Source organism: Streptomyces sp. NPDC057963 (assembly GCF_042887155.1).
Classification (GTDB): domain Bacteria; phylum Actinomycetota; class Actinomycetes; order Streptomycetales; family Streptomycetaceae; genus Streptomyces.
In genome coordinates this window covers 232,692-256,016 of record NZ_JBHVPX010000008.1, presented here as the reverse complement: position 1 = coordinate 256,016, position 23,325 = coordinate 232,692, and the positions used below count along the sequence as shown (strand labels likewise).

Here is a 23,325-nt window from a genome sequence, read left to right as displayed (position 1 = left end):
TCAGCGGGGGAGTTCCGCGCGGCGCAGCCGGGTGAAGAACAGACCGGCCGTCGCCCCTGCCGCGCACACCGCTGCGCTGGTGACGAAGACCGGGCCCGTCCCCCAGGCGGCGACGGCGGCTCCCGTGACCGGATAGCTGAGCGGGGCGATCGCGTGGGTGAAGAGCGTCGAGACGGAGGTGACCCGGCCCAGGTAGGCGGGTTCGGCGGTGGTCTGGGTCAGGGCGCCGCACAGGGAGCCGCCGAGTCCGGCGAAGAGCCCGATGCAGACGGCGACGGCGACGGCGAGGCCCAACGAGGGCGCGTAGGCCAGGGCCGCGATGGCGACCGCGCTGATCAGCACCATCAGGCACATCACCAGGCCGGCCCGCGGCACCCGGCCGCGCACGGCGAGCAGCAGGGCCGACGCACCGGCACCGATGCCGAACCCGGCGACCACCCAGCCCATGCCGGACGCCCCCCAGCCGCGCTCCCCCGCGAGCAGGATCAGGCCGAGGTTGAGCGGCCCGGTGAAGCCCAGCTCGCCGACGGCGGTGACGAGCATCAGCGGCCCGAGCACCGGGTGGCGGCGGATGTGGCGCAGCCCGTCGGCCAGTTCGCGCCAGGCGCTGCCGGACGGTTCGGCGCTCTCCCGGGCGGGCAGCGGGCTGATCCGCAGGGACAGGAGCAGCGGCAGCGACACGGCGAAGAGCGCCCCGGCCGCCGCGAACGCGAGCGCCGGGCCGCCGACGGCCACCGCGACGCCTCCGAGCGGGGCTCCGACGACATTGGCGGTGCGGGCGGCGAGTCCGCGCAGCCCCTGCACGCGGGCCAGCTGCCCGGCGGCGGTGATCCGGGGCGGCAGGGCGCCGACGGCGGGCAGGAAGAGGGCGTCGACCACGCCGAAGACGAGCGCGACGGCGATCAGCATCCACACGGCGGGCGAGGTGAGCAGCAGCGCGCCCGCCAGGCCCAGGACGACCAGACAGCGGGCGGCGTCGCTGCCGATGACGACGCGGCGCGGTCCGATCCGGTCGGCGAGCACTCCCCCGCCGAGCATCAGCAGGGCTCGGGGTATGGAGCCGACGGCGAGCACGAGCCCGGTCTGGGAGGCGCTGCCGGTGCGGGCGGCGGCCCAGGCGAGCGCCATGTAGTAGACGCTGTCGCCGATCATCGACGCGGTGTAGGCGCCGAGCCAGCGCAGGATGTTGCCGTCGCGGTGGGCGGGGCGTTCGGGAGCTTTCGCGGTAGTGCCGGTTCCGGTGTCGCTGCCGGTTCCGGTGTCGGTGTCGGTCATGAAGGTGTCCTCTCGGGGCGCCGGCTCAGGTGCGGAACGGGAATGCGTACAGGTGCAGGGCGACGTTCCCGCGCCCTTCCGTTCGGGGCGCCGGGTCAGGTGCGGAACGGGAACGCGTACAGGTGCAGGGCGACGTTCTCGCGCCCTTCCGTTCAGGGCGCCGGGTCAGGTGCGGAACGGGAACGCGTACAGGTGCAGGGCGACGTTCTCGCGCCCTTCCGTGTCTCCTGCCTCGTCACGGGCGCGGCCGAGGTCCTCGTACCGGTTGATCAGCTGGTGCACCTCGCGGCTGAGCGCGGCGAGCTCCTCGGAGGTGAGCCGGGCCAGGTACTCGGAGCCGGAGGCGGCGCTGCGCCACTCCTGTGGCCAGCTCGGGGCCGAGTCGATGTAGCGGCGGTACAGCTCGACGTGCTGGTCGAACGAGAGCCGGCCGACAGCGGCGTGCGTGGCGGCCTTCTCGGGCGCGTCACTGAAGTCCTCGGTGTGGAAGTTCACCCCCTTCGAGGCGGGCTGCCACCAGCGCTCGCGGCCGTCCTTGCCCTGCTGCTCGGCCTCCTCGATCAGGCCGTGGTCGGCGAGTTTGCGCAGGTGGTAGCTGACCAGTGAGACCGCCTCGTCGACCTGCTCGGCGAGCTGGGAGGCGGTGGCCTTCCGGGAGATGTAGAGCGCCCGGTAGAGCTTCATTCGCAGGGGGTGTCCGAACGCCTTGAGGGTCTCCAGGTCCGAGATCCGGCGCGGTTCGTTGCTTGCCATGCCCCTCACCGTAGATAGAAAAGAAAAATTGCGCAAGCTTTGTTGCGCAATAAAAGTTGCAGGATTCGGCTGCGGTGCCCGGCGGCCGGAGGGACGGAGAGACCGGCGGCCGGAGGCAGGAGAGAGGGGGAACGGCCCTCGAAACGCCGATCGCCGGGCGGAGCCGAAAAATCGGCTCCGCCCGGCGATCGATGAGCGCTTGGGCGCTGCGGTCAGCGGACCGGGTGTCCGGCCTCCCTGAGCGCGCCCTTGACCTCGGAGATCCGCAGGTCGCCGAAGTGGAAGACGGACGCGGCGAGCACCGCGTCGGCCCCCGCCGCGATGGCCGGGGCGAAGTCCGCGAGCCGGCCCGCGCCGCCGGAGGCGATGACGGGGACGGTCACGTGCTCCCGTACCGCCGTGATCATCTCGGTGTCGTAGCCGTCCTTCGTGCCGTCGGCGTCCATCGAGTTGAGCAGGATCTCGCCCGCGCCCAGTTCGGCGGCCCGGTGCGCCCACTCGACGGCGTCGATGCCGGTGCCCTTGCGGCCGCCGTGCGTGGTGACCTCGAAGGTGCCCGCGGGCGTGCGCCGGGCGTCCACGGAGAGCACCAGGACCTGGCGGCCGAAGCGCTCGGCGATCTCCCGGAGGAGGTCGGGGCGGGCGATGGCCGCGGTGTTGACGCCGACCTTGTCGGCGCCGGCCCGCAGCAGCTTGTCGACATCGTCGGCGGTGCGGACTCCGCCGCCGACCGTGAGCGGGATGAAGACCTGCTCGGCGGTGCGGCGCACCACGTCGTAGGTGGTCTCGCGGTCGCCGCTGGACGCGGTGATGTCCAGGAAGGTCAGCTCGTCGGCACCCTCGGCGTCGTACAGCTTCGCCATCTCGACGGGGTCGCCCGCGTCGCGCAGGTTCTGGAAGTTGACGCCCTTGACGACCCGGCCGTTGTCGACGTCCAGGCACGGGATGACGCGTACCGCGAGAGTCACCGCACACCTGCCCGGTAGGCCTCGACCTCGACCTCGACGACCAGGCTCGGGTCCACGAAACCGGACACGATGATCATCGAAGCGGCGGGGCGGACGTCGTCGAAGAGCTCCTTGTGGGCGCGGCCGACCTCGTCCACGTCCCGGGCGTGCGTGAGGTACATCCGGGTGCGGACGACGTCCTCGCGGCCCAGTCCGGCCTGCTTCAGCGCGTCGAAGGCGACCTTGAAGGCGGTGACGGTCTGCTCGTACGGGCCGCCCGCGGAGATCTGCCCGTTCTCCACCGACGTGCAGCCGGCGACCAGGACCAGGCCGTTCGGCAGCTGCACCGCGCGGGAGTAGCCGAACTTCTCCTCCCAGGGGGCGTCGGAGGAGATGCGGTTGACGGAGCCGGTCATCCGGAGACCACCCGCAGCGCCTCTTCGAGGGTGAACGCCTTCGCGTACAGCGCCTTGCCGACGATCGCGCCCTCGACGCCGTCCGGGACGAGCGCGGCGATGGCCCGCAGGTCGTCCAGCGAGGAGACACCGCCGGAGGCGACGACGGGCTTGTCGGTGGCGGCGCAGACGTTCTTCAGGAGCTCCAGGTTGGGGCCCTGGAGCGTGCCGTCCTTGGCGATGTCGGTGACGACGTAGCGGGCGCAGCCCTCGGAGTCGAGGCGGGCGAGCGTCTCGTAGAGGTCGCCGCCGTCGCGGGTCCAGCCGCGGCCGCGCAGCGTCGTGCCGCGGACATCCAGACCGACGGCGATCTGGTCACCGTGCTCGGCGATGACCTTGGCGACCCACTCCGGGCTCTCCAGGGCGGCGGTGCCGAGGTTGACCCGGGTGCAGCCGGTGGCGAGGGCGGCGGCCAGCGAGGCGTCGTCGCGGATGCCGCCGGAGAGCTCGACCTTGATGTCCATGGAGCGGGCGACCTCGGCGATCCGCTCCCGGTTGTCGCCGGTGCCGAACGCGGCGTCCAGGTCGACGAGGTGCAGCCATTCGGCGCCCGCCTGCTGCCAGGCGAGGGCGGCCTGCAGGGGGTCACCGTAGGAGGTCTCGGAGCCGGACTCGCCGTGGACGAGGCGGACGGCCTGGCCGTCGCGGACGTCGACGGCGGGAAGGAGTTCAAGCTTCGGCATTACAGCGTCTCGATCCAGTTGGTCAGCAGCTGGGCGCCGGCATCGCCGGACTTCTCGGGGTGGAACTGGGTGGCCCACAGGGCGCCGTTCTCCACGGCCGCGACGAACGGCTCGCCGTGGGTGGCCCAGGTGACCCGGGGCGCGCGGATCTTGGCGTTGGTGACCTCCAGGCTCCAGTCGTGCACCGCGTAGGAGTGCACGAAGTAGAACCGGGCCTCGGGGTCGAGACCCGCGAAGAGCTGGGAGTCCTCGGGGGACCGCACGGTGTTCCAGCCCATGTGCGGGACGATCGGGGCCTTCAGCGGGGCGACGGTGCCGGGCCATTCGTCCAGCCCCTCCGTCTCCACACCGTGCTCGATGCCGCGTTCGAAGAGGATCTGCATGCCGACGCAGATGCCCATGACGGGACGGCCGCCCGCCAGCCTGCGGCCGATGACCCATTCACCGCGGGCCTTCTTCAGCCCCTCCATGCAGGCGGAGAAGGCGCCGACGCCGGGCACCAGCAGCCCGTCGGCGTTCATCGCCCTCTCGTAGTCGCGGGTGATCTCGACCTCCGCGCCGACGCGGGCGAGGGCCCGCTCGGCGGAACGGACGTTGCCGAAGCCGTAGTCGAAGACGACGACCTTCTTCTTGCCGCTCTTCACCTGGTCGCTCTTGTTCCGGTCGCTCACAAGTCGTACCTCAGTCCCAGAGTCCCTGGATCCGCATGACGCCTGCGACCAGGCACATCACGGAAGCGAGCCCGAGCAGGACGATGACTCCCTTGGGCATCTTCTGCTTCGAGAAGGAGTAGACCCCGCCGGCCAGGAAGAGGCCGACCAGGATCAGGATGGTGTTGAGGCCGGTCACAGCGCGCCCTTCGTGGAAGGAAGGATTCCGGCAGCGCGCGGGTCGTGCTCACTGGCGTAGCGCAGGGCGCGGGCGAGCGCCTTGAACTGGCACTCCACGATGTGGTGGGCGTTGCGCCCGTACGGCACGTGGACGTGCAGGGCGATCTGCGCCTGAGCGACGAAGGACTCCAGGATGTGCCGGGTCATCGTCGTGTCGTACGCGCCGATCATGGGCGCCATGTTCTCGGGCTCGGTGTGCACCAGGTACGGGCGGCCCGACAGGTCGACGGTGACCTGGGCCAGCGACTCGTCCAGCGGGACGGTGCAGTTGCCGAAGCGGTGGATGCCGACCTTGTCGCCGAGGGCCTGCTTGAACGCGGCGCCGAGCGCGAGGGCGGTGTCCTCGATGGTGTGGTGCGAGTCGATGTGCAGGTCGCCGTCGGTCTTGACCGTGAGGTCGAAGAGACCGTGCCGGCCGAGCTGGTCGAGCATGTGGTCGTAGAAGCCGACCCCGGTCGACACATCGACCTTGCCGGTGCCGTCCAGATTTATCTCGACGAGTACCGAGGTTTCCTTGGTGGTGCGTTCCACGCGGCCTACGCGGGGGCTCATGCGTCGTGCTCCTTCTTGGCGATCTCATGTGCAAGCGTGCGTACCGCATCGAGGAACGCGTCGTTCTCCGCCGGGGTGCCCGCGGAGACCCGCAGCCATCCCGGTACGCCGTTGTCCCGGACCAGGACGCCCCGGTCGAGGATTCGCTGCCAGGCGGTGTGGCTGTCGGCGAAGCGGCCGAACTGGACGAAGTTGGCGTCCGAGTCGGTGACGTCGTAGCCGAGCGCGCGCAGCTCCGTGACGATCCGGTCGCGCTCGCTCTTGAGCTGCGCGACGTATCCGAGCAGCGTATCGGTGTGCTCCAGGGCGGCGAGCGCGGTGGCCTGCGTGATGGAGGACAGGTGGTAAGGCAGCCGCACCAGCTGGACCGCGTCGACGACGGCCGGGTCGGCGGCGAGGTAGCCGAGGCGCAGTCCGGCGGCGCCGAACGCCTTGGACATGGTGCGCGAGAGCACCAGGTGCGGCCGGCCCTCGATCAGCGGGAGCAGCGAGGCGTGGTGGCTGAACTCGCCGTACGCCTCGTCGACGACGACCATCGACGGCCCGGCCGCCTGGGCCGCCTCGTACAGCGCGAGGACGGTGCCGGCGTCGACGGCGGTGCCGGTGGGGTTGTTGGGCGAGGTGATGAAGACGACGTCGGGCCGGTGCTCGGCGATGGCCCGCCGGGCGGCCTCGACGTCGATGGTGAAGTCCTCGTTGCGCGGTCCGGAGATCCAGCGGGTGCCGGTCCCGCGGGCGATGAGGGCGTGCATGGAGTACGAGGGCTCGAAGCCGATCGCGGTGCGCCCCGGGCCGCCGAAGGTCTGCAGCAGCTGCTGGAGCACCTCGTTGGAGCCGTTGGCGGCCCAGACGTTGGCGAGGGCGACGTCGTGTCCGGCGGTGCGGCTGAGGTAGCGGGCCAGTTCCGTACGGAGCTCGACGGCGTCCCGGTCGGGGTAGCGGTTGAGGTCGCGGGCGGCCTCGCGGACGCGCTCGGCGATCCGGTCGACGAGCGCCTCCGGCAGCGGGTAGGGGTTCTCGTTGGTGTTCAGCCGCACGGGTACGTCGAGCTGCGGCGCCCCGTAGGGGGACTTGCCGCGCAGTTCGTCGCGGATCGGCAGATCGTCGATGCGGGTGGCCCTGCGGGGGGTGTTGCTGTGCGTCACTGCTGCGGAACCTTCCAGCCGAACCTGGCCTTGAGCGCGGCGCCGTGGGCGGGGAGGTCCTCCGCCTCGGCGAGGGTCACGACGTGGTGGGTGACCTCGGCGAGCGCGTCGCGGGTGTAGTCGACGATGTGGATGCCGCGCAGGAAGGACTGCACCGACAGGCCCGAGGAGTGGCAGGCGCAGCCGCCGGTGGGCAGGACGTGGTTGGAGCCGGCGCAGTAGTCGCCGAGCGAGACCGGCGCCCACGGGCCGACGAAGACCGCTCCGGCGTTGCGGACCCGGTCGGCGACGGCCGCGGCGTCGGCGGTCTGGATCTCCAGGTGCTCGGCGGCGTACGCGTCGACGACCTTGAGTCCGTCCTCCAGGTCATTGACCAGGACGATCGCGGACTGGCGGCCGGCCAGCGCGGGCTCGATCCGGTCGGTGACGTGCTTGGTCGCGGCGACCTGCGGCTTCAGCTCGGCCTCGGTGGCGGCGGCCAGCTCCTCGGAGTCGGTGACCAGGACCGCGGCGGCCATCGGGTCGTGCTCGGCCTGGCTGATCAGGTCGGCGGCGACGTGGACCGGGTCGGCGGTGGAGTCGGCGAGGATCGCGATCTCCGTGGGGCCGGCCTCGGCGTCGATGCCGATCCGGCCCTTGAGGAGGCGCTTGGCGGCGGCGACATAGATGTTGCCGGGGCCGGTGACGAGGTTCACCGGAGGGCACTCGGCCGTTCCGTACGCGAACATCGCGACGGCCTGGGCGCCGCCGGCCGCGTACACCTCGTCGACGCCGAGCAGGGCGCAGGCGGCGAGGATGGTGGGGTGCGGCAGACCGCCGAAGTCCTTCTGCGGCGGGGACGCGACGGCGATGCCCTCGACGCCCGCCTCCTGGGCCGGTACGACGTTCATGACGACGGACGACGGGTAGACGGAGCGTCCGCCCGGTACGTACAGCCCGACGCGCTCGACCGGCACCCACTTCTCGGTGACGGTGCCGCCGGGGACGACCTGGGTGGTGTGCGTGGTGCGGCGCTGCTCGCCGTGGACGAGGCGGGCCCGGCGGATCGACTCCTCCAGGGCGGCCCGCACGGCGGGATCGAGCCCCTCCAGCGCCTCGGCGACCGCCGCGGCGGGAACGCGGATCGACTCGATCCGTACACCGTCGAATTTCTCTCCCCACTCGATCACTGCCGCCGAGCCGCGATGGCGTACGTCCTCGCAGATGGGCCGCACCGTCTCCAGGGCGGCTTCCACGTCGAACTCGGCACGGGGCAGCAGGTCGCGCAGGGCTCCGCCCTCGGGGAGGGCCTCGCCGCGCAGATCGATTCGAGAGATCACACCGCAATTCTCGCAGACCGCCTGCGGCGTCCGGTCGCCCGTATCACTGGCTGATACATCTCTCGGCGGTATCCGCTGACCAATTGCGTTCACACCGTCACCCAGCGGGAAGAACAGCTCCGAGCGGAAGGGGCACCCCGTGACCGAACCGCACGACGGCGATTTTCCGGACGGCCTCAGCGCGGCCGAGCTGGGCATGTGGCAGGCCTTCCGGAACGGCAGCACCTACGATCTGCGCGCCCGCGACCCGGCGCGGGACGATCCGTTCGCGCCGCGCGTCTGGGGACCGGAACGCAGTGTGGACGGGCGCGTCGTCGCCCGGCTGCTGCTGTCCGGGCCGCCGCCGCGGCCCGGCCGGGTCGCGGCGCTGAAGCTCCGGGGGGTACGGATCACCGGAACGCTCGATCTCGCGGGCGGGCGCGTCGCGCCGTACGTCGAGCTGACCGGCTGCCGTTTCGAGAACGAGGTGGTGCTGCCCGAATGCCATTTCACGACCTTGCGGATCGTCGGCTGTGCGATGCCCCGGCTGGAGGCGGCCCGGCTGCGCACCGAGGGCGATCTGCATCTGCCGCGCTGCCGCGTCAAGCGCGGGATCCGGCTCACCGACGCCCAGATCGGCACCGATCTGCTGATCAACCAGATCGAGATCGGCCCCGACCGGGGCGGGCGCGCCCTGGCCGGTGACGGTCTGGCGGTCGCCCAGGACCTCCAGGCGGAGCTGGTCGAGGCGCACGGCGAGCTGAGCCTGCGCGGGGCGAAGGTCGGCGGTTCGCTGAGCCTGCGCGGCAGCAGGCTGCGGGGCAGGGAGGGCCGGCGCGCGCTGAACGCCCCGCAGCTGACGGTGGAGCGGACGCTGTACATGAGCGAGGCGTGGGTGAGCGTCGACACCGGGAACCAGGGCACCACTCCCCCGTACGGCATCGTCATGGCCCCGACCCCGGCGCGCGGTACGCGTTCGCAGATCTTCGAGTGCCGCGGCGGGGTGCGCCTGGACGACGGGCGGTTCGGCGACGCCGTGGATCTGCACAAGGCGCGGTTCGTGCTGGCCCGGCACGAGGAGCTGTCGCTGCGCCGGATCGTCACTCCGGAGCTGCGGTTCAACGCGGAGCGGCCGGAGGAGGGCCGGGTCGTGCTGAACGGCGCGAGGGTGGTCACCCTGATCGACGTGTCGACCAGCTGGCCGGGGCCCGGTGGTCTGGCGATGGGCGGTTTCGTGTACGAGAACCTCGTCCCGTACGGCCACTTCCCGCTCTCCCGGCGCCTGGAGTGGGTGGCGGCGGCGACCCCGGAGTACGTGCCGGAGCCCTACGAACGCCTCGCGACCGTGCTGCGCAGCTGCGGGGAGGACGCGGACGCCCGCGAGGTGCTGCTGGCCAAGCAGCGCAGGCGCCGCGAGACGCTGCCGGCCGCCGCGAAGCTCTGGGGCTTCCTGCAGGACTGGACGGTGGCGTACGGCTACCGGCCGGGGCGGGCCGCGGTGTGGATGGCGGTGCTGTGGGCGGCGGGCACGCTGGCCTTCTCCCAGCACGTCCCGGCGGCGATCAAACAGGACGAGCATCCGGACTGGAACCCCGCTCTGTACGCACTCGACCTGCTGGTGCCGGTGATCAACCTCGGCCAGGACGGTTACTGGCGGATGCAGGGCGGCTGGCAGTGGACGGCCGCCGTGCTCGTCCTGCTGGGTTGGATACTGGCCACGACGGTCGCGGCCGGCGCCTCCCGGCTGCTGCGCCGGGGCTGACCGGGAACCGGCCGCGCCGGGCCTCCGGTGACCGTCCGGAGGCCCGGCACCGGGCGGTCACCGCGGTCGCGGAGGCCATGGCCGACGACCGGCCGAGCCACGACGGGAGGGCCGGGCACGGCCCGCCGGAGCAACAGGAACAAGCCAGATTCCCCACTTTCCTTTACCTTTTATTGACCGCGCCCGGTACAACCCATCCACTCGGCACCAAAGCTTCACAGCAACCCCCTTGGCGCCGCCCGGACCAGCGCTTTTCAATGGTCTGCACCATGTCATTCCTTCGCGCTCTGCTCCGTACCGCGGGCATGATCCGGCGCTCCCCCCTGGGGCCCGCGGGACTGCCGGCGGACGACGCGGTGCTGCTCGACGCCCCCGACGAGCGGCTCTCCCCGGCACTCGTCGCCGCCGCCCTCGGGGAGTACGAACCGGCCGCGAAGCTCCTCGCCACCACCCGGGACGGCGCCGAGTGGGAGAACCGGGACCGCTACCTCGGCCGGCTCGTCGCCTTCGCCCGCAGCCGCGACGGCTGGCTGTCCGGCTGGCTCGCCGCCGCGCCGCACGACCCGGACGCGCTGCTCGTCAAGGCGGAGCTGGCGGTCCGCCGGGCCTGGGAGTCGCCCGTCCGGGCCGAGCAGCTGCGCGAGGTGGGGCCGCTGATCACCGCGGCGGCGGAGAGCGATCCGCGCGACCCGGTGCCCTGGCGGCTGGCGCTCGACCACGCGCGCGGCACCCACGCCACGCACACCACCTTCGAGGCGCTGTGGGAGCAGGCGATCCAGCGCTCCTCGCACCACTACGGCTGCCATGTCGCGGCCCTGCGGTACCTCTCCGCCGCCTGGTACGGCTCGCACCGCGAATGCTTCGACTTCGCCGAGCGGGCGGCCGAGGACTCGCTGCCCGGCTCGCTGGTGCAGGCGCTGCCGCTACGGGCCGCCTTCGCCCTGCTGATCGAGGGACCGGATGCACGGACCACCTCGGTGCAGGTGGAGCGGATCGACGCGGCGGCGGATCTGGCGATCACACTGTCCGCCTCGTTCCCGCCCGGCGATCCCTGGCCCGCCGAGGTCCGCAACCTGCTGGCGTTCGTGCTGGTCGCCCGGGGCCGCTGGGACGAGGCGCTGGAGCAGTTCGGCCGGATCGGGCCCCACGCGGCGTCGTTCCCGTGGTCGTCGGTCTCCGACGATCCGCTCGGCCGGTTCCTCGACGCGAGGAACGACGCACGGCTCCGGGTGGCCTGTGTGACACCTTTGCCGGGCCGGGCCGACCGGGGCCGGGCCCGCGGCCATTACGCTTGACCGTTGTGACCACCGCTCGCCTGCCTCTGTTCCCGCTGAACGCGGTGCTGTTCCCCGGCCTCGTGCTGCCGCTGAACGTCTTCGAGGAGCGTTATCGCGCCATGATGCGCGAACTGCTGAAGACCGACGGCGACGAGCCCCGCCGCTTCGCCGTGGTCGCGATCCGCGACGGCCACGAGACCGCCCCGACGTCCACCGGAATGCCGGACACGACGAGCACCCCCGTCGAGCGCGGTCCCGCGGACGGCTTCGGTCCCGACCCGATCCAGACCTTCCACCGGGTCGGCTGCATCGCCGACGCGGCGAAGGTCCGGGAACGGCCGGACGGCAGCTTCGAGGTCCTCGCGACCGGCACCACCCGGGCCCGGCTGCTCTCCGTCGACGCGAGCGGCCCCTATCTGACGGCCGAACTCGAAGAGCTGGTCGAGGAACCCGGCGAGGAGGCGGGCGCACTCGCCGAAGGCGTCCTGCGGGCCTTCCGCAGCTACCAGAAGCGACTGGCCGGGGCGAGCGAACGGTCGCTGACGACGGGCGCGGACCTGCCCGACGACCCCTCCGTCGTCTCCTACCTGGTCGCGGCGGCCGCCGTACTCGACATCCCGTCGAAGCAGCGGCTGCTCCAGGCACCCGACACCGCCACCCGGCTGCGCGAAGAGCTGACGCTGCTGCGTTCCGAGACCGCCGTCATCCGGCATCTTCCGTCGCTGCCCGCGGCGGACCTGACGCGTCCCCCCATCCACCCCAACTGACCCACCGGCCCGACAGCCGGCAGCCGACCGACCCGAGGACCCTCCCCCGTGGCGAAGAAGCCGAAGAAGCAGCAGCAGTCCGGCGGCACTCCGGCGACGGTCGCGCTGACCGCGGCCGGCACGGTGTTCACCGTCCACGCCTACGACCACGACCCGGCGTCGGCCTCCTACGGCGAGGAGGCGGCCGAGGCGCTGGGCGTCTCCCCCGACCGGGTCTTCAAGACCCTGGTCGCGGAGGTCGACGGCGCCCTCACCGTGGCGGTCGTCCCGGTGGCCGGCTCCCTCGACCTCAAGGCGCTGGCCTCCGCGGTGGGCGGCAAACGAGCCGCGATGGCCGACCCGGCGGCGGCGGAACGCACCACCGGTTACGTACGGGGCGGCATCTCCCCCCTGGGCCAGCGGAAGCGGCTGCGTACGGTGCTGGACGCGTCGGCACGGTCCCACGAGACCATCTGCGTCTCGGCGGGCCGCCGCGGCCTGGAGGTCGAACTCTCCCCCGCGGACCTGGCGTCGCTGACGGAAGCGGTGTTCGCGGAGATCGGCCGGGGGTAGGCCCGGGGCCCGGCACTCCTCGGCCCGCCCGGCGTTCGAGGACCCGGCGCATCCCAGCCCGCCCGTCACGGATTGGTCCTCGTGCATACCGAGGGACCCGAACCGCAGGTGATCACACCGGCTGGGCCCCCGGTTGCCTGGTCGCATCCGGTTACATCAGCCAGGTTGGAAGAACGCGAGCATTTTCTGGCCGGCGTCGGGCGACGTCAGGATCTCCTGGAGGCGCGCGGACTGCCGGCCGACGGCGCCGGTGCGTTCGAACATCTCACGTTCGTATTCTTTGACGGCGGTGGGAAATTCGTCCGGGTGCGCGGCCAGCGCGAGACCGAGCAGGGCGCCGTCGAGGAGTGCCATGTTGGCTCCCTCTCCCACCGGCGGCATCAGGTGCGCGGCATCGCCGAGCAGCGTGACGCCCGGTGTCGACGGCCCTGCACCGTGGCGCGAGCCAGGCCGGCGGGCGTCCCCCGAGCGGGAACACCTTGGAGCTCGCGCAGACAGGCGTGGTGGAGCGCCTTGGGAGCAGAACAGGCACAGGGCCCCTAGCGATCACGGAGTTGCGACGCTCTGTGATCACCGGGAGACCTGTGCCTGTACTGCCGTCGTGGCCGACCGCCCCCCAGGACCCATTCGCCGCGCTGCTGCCCCAGCGACTGGTCCATGGACCGGCCCACCCACTGGGCTGCCACCGCCTGCGGATCAGGGACCGGATCGGCCTCGTCCTGGACCAGATCGCCGGCGTCGGGCGATCGCCGAAGCACCCGGAGGCGGAGAAGCCGCCGGACGCTCACCGGTCGACCGAGGAAGTGAGCGCGGTGCTTGTCGCTGTCGGCGCGTCAGACAATCGGCCTCTGAACGGAGGTCGGCTTGGTGGCGAGCAGTGCAGTGATCTCATCGGCGAGGTGCGGGCCGAGCTCGCCCCAGCCGTCCTTGTAGCCGTAGACGCCGGCCAGGGTGCGGGCTTCGTAGTCGCCGTTCATGATCTCGATGTCGGTGGCTGTGATGAGTGCCGGGTGGGCGACGCCGACGGCCGCCGAGACCTTCATCAGCTCCTTGCGCAGGGCACGCAGGTAGACAGCGGCCCTGGTGGCCTTCGAGGTCGGGTCGAGGCCGCGGGCCAGCCGCGGGTTCTGGGTGGCGATGCCGGTGGGGCACTTGTCGGTGTGGCACTTCTGCGACTGGATGCAGCCGATCGACAGCATCGCCTCACGGGCCACGTTGATCATGTCGACGCCCAGAGCGAAGGCGACCGCGGCGTTCTCGGGCAGGCCGAGCTTGCCGGAGCCGATGAAGGTCACGTCGTCGGTCAACCCCAGCTCGGCGAAGGTGCCGTAGACCCGGGAGAAGCCCATCCGGAAGGGCAGCGACATCGAGTCGGTGAAGATCAGCGGCGCCGCTCCGGTGCCGCCCTCGCCGCCGTCGATGGTCACGAAGTCGACGCCACGGTCGCCACGCGCCATCAGCGTGGCCAGCTCCTGCCAGAAGCCCATCTCTCCCACCGCGCTCTTGATCCCGACCGGCAGACCGGTCTCGGTGGCGAGCAGTTCGACGAAGTCGAGCATCGAGTCGACGTCGTGGAACGCGGTGTGCCGCGACGGGGAGGCGCAGTCCTTGCCGAGCGGGATGCCGCGGATCTCGGCTATCTCCGGGGTCACCTTCGCGGCCGGCAGCATCCCGCCCAGCCCTGGCTTGGCTCCCTGAGAGAGCTTGATCTCTATCGCCTTGACCGGGGCGCCGGCGACCACGTCCTTGAGCTTGTCGATGTTGAAGCTGCCGTCCTCGTTGCGGCAGCCGAAGTACGCCGTACCGATTTGAAGGACGAGGTCGCCGCCGTTGCGGTGGTACGGCGAGAGGCCGCCCTCTCCCGTGTTCTGCATCGTGCCCGCCAGCGCCGCCCCTTTGTTGAGCGCCGTGATGGCCGCGCCGGAGAGAGATCCGAAGCTCATCGCCGAGATGTTCACCATGCTCGCCGGTCGGAACGCCTTGGCGCGCCCGCGCGGCCCGCCCAGCACCTTGGCCGAGGGCAGTGGGGCCTGCGGGTCGTGCATGTCGGGCAGCGTGCCGGCGAACGTGCGCTGCTTCAGGTATGCGTGCCCCTGCATGTGCTCGACGTCGTTGTCGGTTCCGAACCCGAAGTAGCTGTTCTCCTCCTTCGCCGTTGCATAGATCCAGGTGCGCTGGTCACGACTGAACGGGCGCTCCTCGTCGTTGGAGGTCACGATGTACTGCCGAAGCTCCGGCCCGATCGTCTCCAACAAGTACCGGGCGTGCCCGATCACCGGGTAGTTCCGGAGCAACGCGTGCTTCTTCTGGACAAGGTCACGGGCGGCCACCAGTGCCAATGCTGTTGCGGTGGCCGCGGCGATGCTCCGGGGGCGCATGAACGTTCCTCTCCTCGATGCTCGACTCCATCGCCATGCGGTGGACGTCGTCGTGTCGGGCGTTGGGCGGCGGGCACGGCCAAGCGGGAGTCAGCGCCCGCCGGAGAACGCGAAATGATATTAGAGGCCCCGCACGGACAGGTGTGGGGTCGGGGTCGTCGGGTGGGGCGGGCATCCCAGCAGTGAGTTGTCCAGGCGCATCGGATCAGGCTGCGCACCGCGCCTGTCTGCGCGACCTCTCAAGCGCCGGCCGGCGGCACCGGCGGCACACCCGCTCCCGGAGCGCCCGGCCCCGCATCCGCACCGGGCCCCGCCCCCGGCACCGGCCCACCTGCGGCCCACCCGGGAAACATCCCCCACTCCGGCTCCGGATCCCGCGGCCCGAACAACGCGGTCAGCCCGAGATGAACCGCCATCGCGCCCATCGACCACACCAGCAACGCGGCCCCCTTCGCCCGCAGCTGAAGCGGTGCGTCGAAGACCACGCCCTTGCCGACGGCCCGCGCGTGCGCGACCACGTCCTGGTCCGGCCCGAGCCACACCCCCAGCCGCCAGGCGACCAGCGAACCGAGCAGCCCGCCCAGCGCGAGTCCCACCACGAGGGCGATGCCGCCACGCCGCTGGAACCAGAAGACCAGGGCCGCGGAGAGCGCGCCGAATGCCAGGGCGAGCAGCACGAACGTGCCGTCGGCTCCGATCGCCTCCTCGCCCTCGCTGTCGTTGAGGAAGACGGCCGTGCTGTCGGAGATCAGCGGAACCCGCGGAGCCAGCCACACCCAGAGAAGTCCGAGCGCGATGCCCGCGACGGTCACGAGAACGGTGACCACGGCGGCCCGCCGCAGATCCGACCGGCGGTCGTTCTCCCCCTCGGACTCCAGCAGGGACCCGGAACCGGGCCCACCGGGGCCGCCGGGCCCGCCCCAGGTCGGCGGGGTCTGCCAGGGGTCGTTGGACGAGGGCTGGTGAGGCGGCGTCAGAGGTGCGGTCACCGTGCCATCGTGCCAGGCGTACCTGTGCCGCGCCTCATCGGACCGCTGCCCTGCGGTACGCCCAGGTGGCCACGGCCAGCGAGAGGACGCCGACAACGGCGCAGACCGCGCAGTCCAGCGCGACGACCGCCCAGTCGGGACGGGCGTCGAAGGACCGTGAGAGCGCCTCGACACCGTACGTCGAGGGGAGCAGGTCGCGGGCCCAGCCGATCGGCGCGGGCAGCCGGTCGGCCGGCAGGACGCCGAGCAGCAGCGCCGCCGACATGCCCAGCTGCCCGAGCAGCGTGGCCAGCTCCTGCCGGGGCGCGAGCAGCCCCAGCGCCGCGCCGAGCCCGGAGAGCGCCGCCCCGGAGAGCGGGATGACGGCGACGAGCACCCACAGATGCGTCAGCGGCAGCCCGAACAGCACGCTTCCCGCCACGGCCGTGACGATGGTGCCGGGCACGGTGAAGGAGGCGTACGCCCCGGCGGCACCGAGCACCACCGCGGCGGGCGGCACCGGCAGGGTCGCGTAGTGGTCGAGCCCGCCGCCGGCCCGCAGCTGCCCGAAGTACTGGGCGAGCAGGTTGAGCGCGACGAAGGCCACCACGAGGACGCTGGATCCGGCGACGACGGCCCGTGCCTCGGCGCCGCCGTCGACGACCCCGCGCATCAGCACCATGATCCCGACGGACTGGAAGGTCGCGACGAAGAGCAGCGGGATACGGGCGACCCGGGCCCGGGACAGCTGGGCGCGGTAGACGGCCGCGAGCGAGGGGAACAACCGGGCGCGCGGCGCGAGCGGCGCGGGGGCCGCCCCGTGCCGGCCGTCGTCCTCGCGGCCGGCACGGCCGTCCTCGGCGGTCCGGACGGGTCCGGCCACCGCCTGGGCGGGAACGATGCTCGTCACCTGGCGCTGCTCCTCTTCGCTCCCTGTCCGGCCGCGCACACGCACCCGGCCGCCCCGCTCACCCCGGTCGTCCCGCGCACCCCGGCCGCCCCGTTCATCCCGCCCGCCCCGTTCATGACTTCACCAGCCCCTTGGTCGCGTCCCCGCCGAGCGCCAGATAGACGTCCTCCAGGCTGGGCGTCGCCAGAGTGAAGTCGTCGAGTGCGGAGAAGGCCGCGCCGCCGGTCACGGCGGCCACCGCCGCCCGTGCCTCGTCGGGGCCGAGCCGCAGCACCCAGCGCCGTCCGGACTCCTGGGCCGAGCCGCGCAGCGCGGCGACTTCGGGCACGTCCAGCGGCGCCCGTTCGCGCCACACCAGCTCGACCCGGACCTCGCCCGCGACACGTTCCTTGAGGCCGGCCGGCGTGTCGCAGGCGATGACCCGGCCGCGTTCGATCACGGCGACCCGGTCGAGGACCGTCTCGGCCTCGATGACGTTGTGGGTGACGAGCAGCACCGTCGTGCCGTGTTCGGCCCGGCGCCGGTCCACCGCGGCCCAGACGGCGCGCCGCGCGACGGGATCCATCCCGGTCGTCGGCTCGTCCAGCACCAGCACCGGCCGCTCGCCGACCAGCGCGGCGGCGAAGCAGGCGAGCCGCCGCTGTCCGCCGGAGAGCTTCTTCAGGGGGCGTCCCGCGATCTCGGTGAGGCCGAGTTCACCGAGTACGGCGTCGCGCTCGGCGCGCGCGTCCCGGGCCGGAAGGCCGCGCAGCCGTCCGGTGGTCTCGGCGGCGAGCGACACCGTCAGTTCGTCGAGGGCGGTGGACTCCTGGCCGAGGTATCCGATCAGCCGGGAGGCCCGCTCGGGGTGGCGTACGAGATCGTGGCCCAGCACGGTGACGCCGCCGGAGTCGGGCCGCATCAGCCCGGTGAGCTGACGTACCAGGGTGGACTTCCCGGCGCCGTTGGGGCCGAGGAGACCGAAGATCTCGCCGCGCCGCACCTCCAGGCTGATCCCGTCGGTGGCGCGCACCTCGGGTGTGGCGGGCGCGCCGCGGCGGCCGCGGGCGGCGGGATAGGTCTTGACCAGATCACGCACCGCGCACACGGTCCCGGTTGCCGTCTGCGCCTGTGCTGTGCCCGTACTCACGAGGTACGAGAGTACGGGGTCGGACGCCCCGGATTGCGCCCGGGGCCGTGCCGGTCGGGCCCGGACGCGGCCATCGCCGACCGGGTTGCCCGCCTGCGGGCCCGCTGTGCCGTCAGTCGGCGGACGGGCCCGTCCGCTCCGCCGCGGGGGCGTGTTCCGCCGCGGCCCGTACATCGATCTCCCGCCAGAATCCCGCTCGGATCGCATAGCGGTCGTGCTCGTCGATCTGGTCGTCCTTGTGGGCGAGCAGGCCGAACCGTGCCGCGTACCGCAGCAGCTCGCCGTCGATGCGGTGCGGGATGCGCGGGTACATGGTCGACAGCTTCTGCAGATGAACGGTCTCCGGCAGCCGCTCCATCCAGCGGCGGGCGAAGACCTGGCCCACCTCGAAGGGGTCGCCGCCGACGGTGGTGATGTCCTCCTCGCGGTCCGCCCAGCGCTGCTCGGCGCTGGTGAGCTGGGCCAGTGTCGGGAGGGACGCGGTTTCGGCGGGCTCGCCCAGCGGTCCGCCGCGGTCCATCCAGCCCTTGTCGGAGGACCAGCGCAGGGTCGCGTTGGCGGGCGAGGGCTGGGTGGGGTGCTGGGCCGGCTGGGTGCCAGGGCCGCGCAGGCTGCCCGCCAGATCCTTGGGGGTGGGGACGCCCTTTCCGCCGGGGCCGGGCCGGTCGGCGCCGGTGCTCTCCTCGGGCGGCGGGGCGGCGCCGTTGGCGGCGGCCTGCTCCTGGGCCTCCGGCGCCCGCTCGGCGGACGCGGCGAGGGCCGCCTCGGGCAGCGGGGCGGCGAGGATCGCGGCGATCTCCGGCCGGGGTGCGGGCGGCGGGGCACAGACACCGCCGGTCTCCTTGGCCCGTACGGCCCCGGTGATCCAGGCCCGGTCGAGCACCCTTCGCTCGTCGGCCTCGGCGACCAGGTCCTCGGACTGGTTGTAGTCGCCGTCGGCGGCCTGGACGGCCCACAGGTGGACGGCGACGCCGTGTTCCTTGGCGGACATCAGGCCGGGCAGCAGATCGCCGTCGCCGGTCACCAGCACCACGTCGGAGCACGCCCGGTTCCTGGCCAGCTCCGTGAGCTCGGCGTGCATCGCGGCGTCGACGCCCTTCTGCGCCCAGCGCCCGTCACTGCGGGTGAGGGCGCCGAGCCGGACGGTCACCCGGGGCATCACCCGCAGTCTGCGGTGCTCGGGCTGCGGTACGCGGTCGGGGGCGCCGTCGAACCAGTAGATCCGCAGCAGCGGCTGCCGCGTATCGGCCTCTGCCAGCTCCCGCAGGCCCCGGATGAGGGCCGCGTGGTCGACGGTGATGCGGGAACGGGCGGGCTCTCCGGCCAGCAGACTCGCGGCTGCACCCAGCAAGTAGCCGGCGTCCACCAGGACGACGCAACGGTCCACGCGTTCCACCCTCTTCCAGAAATTCGGGTGTGGTCTTTGCCAAGGATTTCCTTCGAGTCTGCCCGACCGCGCAGGGGTTGACGGCCGGAACTCGATCATCGGCGTGGCGGATCGGGAAAACGGCGCATGATACCCCCTCGCTACGCACGGTAATGATCCAACATGCACCCTTTACACCACTATGTGAATCTGAACGCGGTCCTGGCCCCGAGAGTCCCCACAGGAGGAACACCATGGCCAAGAACAAGAACCGCAAGCAGGGCAGCCGGCAGACCCGCACGTCCGGTCCGGAGCACGGTGCGGAGGAGTCCAAGTCGAACACGTACGAGTCGCAGATACAGCCTCAGTCGCAGGCCCAGGGCAGTCCTGCCGATGTCGCCCGCAAGCACCAGCGGCGCTTCGGCCACAACTGACCGGCCGGATCTCCGGTCCGGCCGCGGGCCGGGAGATACGAGAGGGGCGCCCCCGCTTCCGCGGAGGCGCCCCTCTCGTATCCATAGGTCGTGAAGCGGCTCAGCCGGCCAGGCAGGACGGCCCGAGCAGCACCTTCAGGTCACCGAAGAGCGCCGGATCGGGCTTCACCCGGTGCCGGTCGAGCCGGAGCACCGTGGTCTTGCGGGGGCCCTGGAGCCTGATCCGCACCTCGGTGTCGCCCCGGTGGTTGCTGAGGACCTCGCCGAGGCGGCTGACCATCGGCGGCGTGATCTTGACCGTGGGGATGGTCAGGACCACGGGGGCGTTGGTGCCCGCCGACGAGACGTCGGGGACCTGCATCTCCATGGCGACGAGCCGGGGCACGTCCTCGCGCTTGTCGAGGCGTCCCTTGACGAAGACGACGGTGTCCTCGACGAGCTGGGTGGAGACCAGCTGGTACGTGGCGGGGAAGAACATGCACTCGATGGAACCGGCCAGGTCCTCGACGGTGGCGATGGCCCAGGCGTTGCCCTGCTTGGTCATCTTCCGCTGGAGCCCGGAGATGATGCCGCCGACGGTGACGATGGCGCCGTCGGAGTGCTCTCCGCCGGTCAGCTGGGAGATGGAGGCGTCGGCCTTGTCGGACAGCACGTGCTCCAGGCCGAAGAGCGGGTGGTCGGAGACGTACAGCCCGAGCATCTCGCGCTCCTGGGCCAGCAGGTAGGACTTCTCCCACTCGATGTCGGAGAACTCCACGTCGAGCCCGAAGCCCGGCTCGTCGCTCTCCTCCTCTCCCATGCCGCCGAAGAGGTCGAACTGCCCCTCGGCCTCCTTGCGCTTGACCTGCACCACGTTGTCGATCATCGGTTCGTGGTGCGCGACCAGGCCCTTGCGGGTGTGGCCCATCTCGTCGAACGCGCCGGCCTTGATCAGCGATTCGACGGTGCGCTTGTTGCAGACGACCGCCTCGACCTTGTCCAGGAAGTCGGGGAAGCTGCCGTACTTCCCCTTCGCCTTGCGGCTCCGGATGATCGAGTCGACGACGTTCTGCCCCACGTTGCGGACGGCGGTCAGGCCGAAGAGGATCACGTCGTCGCCCTGCGCCGCGAAGTTCGACAGCGACTCGTTCACATTGGGCGGCAGCACCTTGATGCCCATGCGGCGGCACTCGTTGAGGTAGACCGCCGACTTGTCCTTGTCGTCCTTGACCGAGGTCAGCAGCGCCGCCATGTACTCGGCGGGGTAGTTCGCCTTGAGGTACGCGGTCCAGTAGGTGACCAGGCCGTACGCGGAGGAGTGCGCCTTGTTGAACGCGTATCCGGCGAACGGGACCAGCACGTCCCACAGGGCCTTGATCGCGGCGTCGGAGAAGCCCTTCTCCTTGGCCCCCGCCTCGAAGAGGACGAAGTTCTTCGCCAGCTCCTCGGGCTTCTTCTTGCCCATCACGCGGCGCAGGATGTCGGCCTCGCCGAGCGAGTAGCCGGCGACGATCTGGGCGGCCTTCTGCACCTGCTCCTGGTACACGATCAGGCCGTAGGTGAGGCCGAGGACCTCCTTGAGGGGCTCCTCCAGCTCCGGGTGGATCGGGGTGATCTCCTGGCGGCCGTTCTTGCGCTCGGCGTAGTTCGTGTGCGAGTTCATGCCCATCGGGCCCGGCCGGTACAGGGCCGAGACGGCGGAAATGTCCTCGAAGTTGTCGGGCTGCATCTGGCGCAGCAGGGAGCGCATCGGACCGCCGTCGAACTGGAACACACCGAGCGTGTCACCGCGGCAGAGCATCTCGTACGTCTTGGGGTCGTTCAGCGGGAGGCCGAGCAGGTCCAGCTTGACGCCCTTGTTGGACTCCACCATCTTCACGGCGTCGTCCATGATGGTGAGGTTGCGCAGGCCCAGGAAGTCCATCTTCAGCAGGCCGAGCGACTCGCACTGCGGGTAGTCCCACTGCGTGATGGTGACGCCGTCGGTGTGCCGCACCCAGATCGGGGCGTGGTCGACGATCGGCTCGCTGGACATGATGACGCCGGCGGCGTGCACGCCCATCTGCCGGACCAGGCCCTCGACGCCCTTCGCGGTGTCGATGACCTTCTTGACGTCCGGCTCGTTCTCGTACATCCCCCGGATCTCGCCCGCCTCGCTGTAGCGCGGGTGCTTGGGGTCGGTGATGCCGTTGAGGTCGATGCCCTTGCCGAGGACGTCGGCGGGCATGGCCTTGGTGAGCCGGTCGCCCATCGCGTACGGGTAGCCGAGGACCCGGGCGGAGTCCTTGATGGCGTTCTTCGCCTTGATCTTTCCGTAGGTGCCGATCATGGCGACCTTGTCGGCGCCGTACTTCTCCGTCACGTACCTGATCACTTCGACGCGCCGGCGCTCGTCGAAGTCGATGTCGACATCGGGCATGGAGACGCGCTCGGGGTTGAGGAACCGCTCGAAGATCAGCCCGTGCTCGATCGGGTCGAGGTCGGTGATGCCCATCGCGTACGCCACGATCGAACCGGCCGCGGAGCCTCGGCCGGGGCCGACCGCGATGCCGTTGTTCTTCGCCCACATGATGAAGTCGGCGACGACCAGGAAGTACCCCGGGAACCCCATCTGGATGATGATGTCCATCTCGTACTCGACCTGCTTCTGCCGGTCCTCGGGGACGCCGCCCGGGAAGCGCCGGTTCATGCCGACGCGGACCTCTTCCTGGAACCAGGTGATCTCCGTGTAGCCGTCCGGGATGTCGAACTTCGGCATCAGGTCGCGCTTCTCGAACATGCCGGCGGTGTCGATCTGCTGCGCGACCAGCAGGGTGTTGGCGCAGCCCTCCTGCCAGGCGTCGGAGGAGTCGACGGCGTACATCTCGTCGGTGGTCTTGAGGTAGTAGCCGGTGCCGTCGAAGCGGAAGCGGTCCGGGTCGGAGAGGTTCTTGCCCGTCTGGATGCACAGCAGCGCGTCGTGCGCCGTGGCCTCGTGCGCGTAGGTGTAGTGCGAGTCGTTGGTCACCAGCGGCGGGATGTCCAGCTTCTTGCCGATTTCGAGGAGCCCGTCACGGACCCGGCGCTCGATCTCGATGCCGTGGTCCATCAGCTCCAGGAAGTACTTGCCCTCGCCGAAGATGTCCTTGTAGTCGGAGGCCGCCTGGACCGCCTCGTCGAACTGGCCGAGCCGCAGCCGGGTCTGCACCTCGCCCGAGGGGCAGCCGGTGGAGGCGATCAGTCCCTCGGACCACTGGGAGATGGTCTCCTTGTCCATGCGCGGCCACTTCTGCAGCCAGCCCTCGGCATACGCGTCCGAGGAGAGCCGGAAGAGGTTGTGCAGCCCCGTCGCGTTCGACGCCCAGATCGTCTTGTGGGTGTAACCGCCCGAACCCGAGACGTCGTCGCGCTTCTGGTGCGGCTGGCCCCACTGGATCTTCCGCTTGTGCTTGCGCGACTCCGGGGCGACGTACGCCTCGATCCCGATGATCGGCGTCACGCCCGCCTTCTGCGCCGAATGGAAGAAGTCGTAGGCGCCGTGCAGGTTGCCGTGGTCGGTCATCGCGATATGGGACATGCCCATTTCATTGCACGCGTTGAACATGTCCTTGAGCCGCGCGGCACCGTCCAGCAGCGAGTACTGGGTGTGGACGTGAAGGTGCGTGAAGGGCGGCTTGGTCACGGCGGTGGGCCTCCGATGTGCAGGCGCGGCGCGGAGCGCCTCGATGAGGGGCGGCGGTCGGGCGACGGGCGGGCGGACTGGGGGGACAGCGTGGAAGTCTACGTCTCCGAGGTGACGGGCGAGGGGCACTCCCGGGTACGGTCG

General features: G+C 71.3%; 21 protein-coding genes and 2 pseudogenes. 6 read left to right on the top strand and 17 right to left on the bottom strand.

The window, feature by feature from the left end; translation table 11 throughout:
* The 10 genes from ACFVT1_RS20900 to hisD all read right to left on the bottom strand — a co-directional run bounded on the left by ACFVT1_RS20900 (window position 1) and on the right by hisD (window position 8,019).
* The gene (locus ACFVT1_RS20900; protein ID WP_389797446.1) at window positions 1-1,275 is read right to left on the bottom strand and encodes an MFS transporter; all 1,275 of its coding nucleotides are present in this window, start codon (window positions 1,273-1,275) and stop codon (window positions 1-3) included.
* 165 nt (window positions 1,276-1,440) lie between these two features.
* Entirely contained in the window at window positions 1,441-2,028 is a 588-nt protein-coding gene (locus ACFVT1_RS20895; RefSeq protein ID WP_362208486.1) for a helix-turn-helix domain-containing protein, read from the bottom strand.
* Between the two features lie 212 nt (window positions 2,029-2,240).
* Window positions 2,241-2,996 (bottom strand): imidazole glycerol phosphate synthase subunit HisF, encoded by a 756-nt coding sequence (hisF, locus tag ACFVT1_RS20890; RefSeq protein ID WP_362208483.1) that lies wholly within the window; start codon window positions 2,994-2,996, stop codon window positions 2,241-2,243.
* Window positions 2,993-3,391, bottom strand: coding sequence for a RidA family protein (locus ACFVT1_RS20885; protein WP_389797444.1), 399 nt, complete (start codon window positions 3,389-3,391; stop codon window positions 2,993-2,995). The genes hisF and ACFVT1_RS20885 overlap by 4 nt, the downstream gene beginning before the upstream one ends.
* Window positions 3,388-4,113, bottom strand: a complete 726-nt coding sequence (priA, locus tag ACFVT1_RS20880; RefSeq protein WP_362208477.1) for a bifunctional 1-(5-phosphoribosyl)-5-((5-phosphoribosylamino)methylideneamino)imidazole-4-carboxamide isomerase/phosphoribosylanthranilate isomerase PriA — start codon at window positions 4,111-4,113, stop codon at window positions 3,388-3,390. Before priA ends, ACFVT1_RS20885 begins: the two co-directional genes overlap by 4 nt.
* Window positions 4,113-4,757, bottom strand: coding sequence for an imidazole glycerol phosphate synthase subunit HisH (gene hisH / locus ACFVT1_RS20875; protein WP_389797757.1), 645 nt, complete (start codon window positions 4,755-4,757; stop codon window positions 4,113-4,115). Before hisH ends, priA begins: the two co-directional genes overlap by 1 nt.
* Before the next feature lie 37 nt (window positions 4,758-4,794).
* Window positions 4,795-4,962, bottom strand: a complete 168-nt coding sequence (locus tag ACFVT1_RS20870) for a hypothetical protein (RefSeq protein ID WP_176740053.1) — start codon at window positions 4,960-4,962, stop codon at window positions 4,795-4,797.
* Entirely contained in the window at window positions 4,959-5,555 is a 597-nt protein-coding gene (gene hisB, locus ACFVT1_RS20865) for an imidazoleglycerol-phosphate dehydratase HisB (protein WP_389797441.1), read from the bottom strand. The genes ACFVT1_RS20870 and hisB overlap by 4 nt, the downstream gene beginning before the upstream one ends.
* Window positions 5,552-6,700, bottom strand: a complete 1,149-nt coding sequence (locus tag ACFVT1_RS20860) for a histidinol-phosphate transaminase (protein ID WP_389797439.1) — start codon at window positions 6,698-6,700, stop codon at window positions 5,552-5,554. Before ACFVT1_RS20860 ends, hisB begins: the two co-directional genes overlap by 4 nt.
* Entirely contained in the window at window positions 6,697-8,019 is a 1,323-nt protein-coding gene (gene hisD, locus ACFVT1_RS20855; protein ID WP_389797437.1) for a histidinol dehydrogenase, read from the bottom strand. The genes ACFVT1_RS20860 and hisD overlap by 4 nt, the downstream gene beginning before the upstream one ends.
* A 139-nt stretch (window positions 8,020-8,158) precedes the next feature.
* On the opposite strand from hisD, the gene ACFVT1_RS20850 reads away from it, so the two are divergent.
* From ACFVT1_RS20850 to ybaK, 4 genes are all read left to right on the top strand, one after another.
* A complete protein-coding gene (locus ACFVT1_RS20850; protein WP_389797435.1) occupies window positions 8,159-9,760 on the top strand; it encodes an oxidoreductase in 1,602 nt (533 codons plus the stop codon).
* A gap of 257 nt (window positions 9,761-10,017) precedes the next feature.
* Window positions 10,018-11,055, top strand: a complete 1,038-nt coding sequence (locus ACFVT1_RS20845) for a hypothetical protein (RefSeq protein WP_389797433.1) — start codon at window positions 10,018-10,020, stop codon at window positions 11,053-11,055.
* 5 nt (window positions 11,056-11,060) lie between these two features.
* Window positions 11,061-11,804 (top strand): LON peptidase substrate-binding domain-containing protein, encoded by a 744-nt coding sequence (locus tag ACFVT1_RS20840; protein ID WP_389797431.1) that lies wholly within the window; start codon window positions 11,061-11,063, stop codon window positions 11,802-11,804.
* Window positions 11,805-11,852: 48 nt separating this feature from the next.
* A complete protein-coding gene (gene ybaK, locus ACFVT1_RS20835; RefSeq protein WP_389797429.1) occupies window positions 11,853-12,356 on the top strand; it encodes a Cys-tRNA(Pro) deacylase in 504 nt (167 codons plus the stop codon).
* Between the two features lie 156 nt (window positions 12,357-12,512).
* Here ybaK and ACFVT1_RS20830 read toward each other — a convergent pair.
* A pseudogene (locus ACFVT1_RS20830) lies at window positions 12,513-12,782 on the bottom strand (FAD-dependent monooxygenase); the annotation flags it as partial.
* Window positions 12,783-12,940: 158 nt separating this feature from the next.
* On the opposite strand from ACFVT1_RS20830, the pseudogene ACFVT1_RS20825 reads away from it, so the two are divergent.
* Window positions 12,941-13,164 (top strand): annotated as a pseudogene (locus ACFVT1_RS20825) (IS5/IS1182 family transposase); the annotation flags it as partial.
* Between the two features lie 25 nt (window positions 13,165-13,189).
* Here the strand turns inward: ACFVT1_RS20825 and ACFVT1_RS20820 are convergent.
* The 5 genes from ACFVT1_RS20820 to ACFVT1_RS20800 form a co-directional block, all read right to left on the bottom strand.
* Window positions 13,190-14,734 carry an FMN-binding glutamate synthase family protein gene (locus ACFVT1_RS20820; protein WP_389797427.1) on the bottom strand — a complete coding sequence of 515 codons (1,545 nt, stop codon included), beginning with the start codon at window positions 14,732-14,734 and terminating at the stop codon, window positions 13,190-13,192.
* Window positions 14,735-14,973: 239 nt separating this feature from the next.
* The gene (locus tag ACFVT1_RS20815) at window positions 14,974-15,723 is read right to left on the bottom strand and encodes an ABC transporter permease (protein ID WP_389797425.1); all 750 of its coding nucleotides are present in this window, start codon (window positions 15,721-15,723) and stop codon (window positions 14,974-14,976) included.
* 34 nt (window positions 15,724-15,757) lie between these two features.
* The gene (locus tag ACFVT1_RS20810) at window positions 15,758-16,486 is read right to left on the bottom strand and encodes an ABC transporter permease (protein WP_389797754.1); all 729 of its coding nucleotides are present in this window, start codon (window positions 16,484-16,486) and stop codon (window positions 15,758-15,760) included.
* Window positions 16,487-16,724: 238 nt separating this feature from the next.
* The gene (locus tag ACFVT1_RS20805; RefSeq protein ID WP_389797752.1) at window positions 16,725-17,699 is read right to left on the bottom strand and encodes an ABC transporter ATP-binding protein; all 975 of its coding nucleotides are present in this window, start codon (window positions 17,697-17,699) and stop codon (window positions 16,725-16,727) included.
* 154 nt (window positions 17,700-17,853) lie between these two features.
* Window positions 17,854-19,137, bottom strand: a complete 1,284-nt coding sequence (locus ACFVT1_RS20800; RefSeq protein ID WP_389797422.1) for an NYN domain-containing protein — start codon at window positions 19,135-19,137, stop codon at window positions 17,854-17,856.
* A gap of 224 nt (window positions 19,138-19,361) precedes the next feature.
* Between ACFVT1_RS20800 and ACFVT1_RS20795 the strand changes: the two genes are divergently transcribed.
* Window positions 19,362-19,541 carry a hypothetical protein gene (locus tag ACFVT1_RS20795; protein WP_362208451.1) on the top strand — a complete coding sequence of 60 codons (180 nt, stop codon included), beginning with the start codon at window positions 19,362-19,364 and terminating at the stop codon, window positions 19,539-19,541.
* 100 nt (window positions 19,542-19,641) lie between these two features.
* On the opposite strand, the gene dnaE is transcribed toward ACFVT1_RS20795, so the two are convergent.
* Window positions 19,642-23,181, bottom strand: coding sequence for a DNA polymerase III subunit alpha (gene dnaE, locus ACFVT1_RS20790; RefSeq protein WP_389797418.1), 3,540 nt, complete (start codon window positions 23,179-23,181; stop codon window positions 19,642-19,644).
* Between the last annotated feature and the right edge of the window lie 144 nt (window positions 23,182-23,325).

What these genes read in the sequence shown, in the direction of transcription:
- ACFVT1_RS20900 (WP_389797446.1), bottom strand. Translation starts at nt 1,275, where the DNA reads ATGACCGACACCGACACCGGAACCGGCAGCGACACCGGAACCGGCACT.
- ACFVT1_RS20895 (WP_362208486.1), bottom strand. Translation starts at nt 2,028, where the DNA reads ATGGCAAGCAACGAACCGCGCCGGATCTCGGACCTGGAGACCCTCAAG.
- ACFVT1_RS20885 (WP_389797444.1), bottom strand. Translation starts at nt 3,391, where the DNA reads ATGACCGGCTCCGTCAACCGCATCTCCTCCGACGCCCCCTGGGAGGAG.
- priA (WP_362208477.1), bottom strand. Translation starts at nt 4,113, where the DNA reads ATGCCGAAGCTTGAACTCCTTCCCGCCGTCGACGTCCGCGACGGCCAG.
- hisB (WP_389797441.1), bottom strand. Translation starts at nt 5,555, where the DNA reads ATGAGCCCCCGCGTAGGCCGCGTGGAACGCACCACCAAGGAAACCTCG.
- ACFVT1_RS20845 (WP_389797433.1), top strand. Translation starts at nt 10,018, where the DNA reads ATGGTCTGCACCATGTCATTCCTTCGCGCTCTGCTCCGTACCGCGGGC.
- ACFVT1_RS20820 (WP_389797427.1), bottom strand. Translation starts at nt 14,734, where the DNA reads ATGCGCCCCCGGAGCATCGCCGCGGCCACCGCAACAGCATTGGCACTG.
- ACFVT1_RS20795 (WP_362208451.1), top strand. Translation starts at nt 19,362, where the DNA reads ATGGCCAAGAACAAGAACCGCAAGCAGGGCAGCCGGCAGACCCGCACG.